The organism is Vibrio sp. 2132-1 (genome assembly GCF_033344315.1).
This window is the reverse complement of the sequence record NZ_JAWPON010000307.1, coordinates 1-719: the sequence shown is the minus strand read 5'-3', so window position 1 is coordinate 719 and position 719 is coordinate 1. Positions and strand designations below refer to the sequence as shown.

Annotated in this window: 2 pseudogenes; one reads left to right on the top strand and one right to left on the bottom strand. The window is 43.8% G+C overall.

Annotation, left to right across the window (positions count from 1 at the left end):
• Nucleotides 1–284 (bottom strand): annotated as a pseudogene (locus R8N47_RS25105) (ATPase); the annotation flags it as partial.
• A gap of 186 nt (nt 285–470) precedes the next feature.
• Here R8N47_RS25105 and R8N47_RS25100 point away from each other — a divergent pair.
• Nucleotides 471–719: pseudogene (locus R8N47_RS25100) on the top strand (DUF945 domain-containing protein); the annotation flags it as partial.

The window sequence follows — 719 nt, the reverse complement described above, 5'->3', positions numbered from 1 at the left end:
ATATCTGAAGAGCAACTGATGAGAATTTTACGAGCGCGCTCGGTGTGCGGTGTTTTGTCCAGCCCAATGAGAAAATCCACACCATTAAAGTGCGCGTGATGGCTGGCGATCACTAACGCGACAGTTTGTTCTCTTTCTTCAAGATATTCCAACGCGCTTTGCGCTTCTTCTATCGACTCGACAGAAAAAATATCAAACTTGCTAGAGAAAGCCGACAGTTCCAATCGAAACTGCTCTGCACTGATTGGATTATTGTCGAGACACAATACAGCGTAACGATTCACAGGTGGTTGAGCTCCGGTTAAAACTTGGCCAAGCAAACTTTATCAATAAAACGGCGTAATGAGTGCGAGCTGCGTATGATTCCTGACTAATGGACTAGAATTAGCATCAATAGTCTGATTTATCTCAATGTTTTATCCGTTAATGGTTTGGGGTAGACTGAGCGCAAATACCTGAAAAGTGATGTTATGCAAAACTTAAAAAAACTAGGCGCCATCGGTGGTGCAATCTCATTGGCGTTGTGTTGGCCGCTTGCGGTTGGTCAAATTGGTCAGTCGATCATTGAAGACGGTATCGCCAATATGAACGATAAGATGATCAAAGGCGAAGTTGTTGAATACCAACGCGGCTACCTTTCTTCCGTTGTATTAACTCGATACTCAGTGGTTGACCCTGAACTGAAAACACAGTTTGAACGCGATGGTTTGCCGATTATG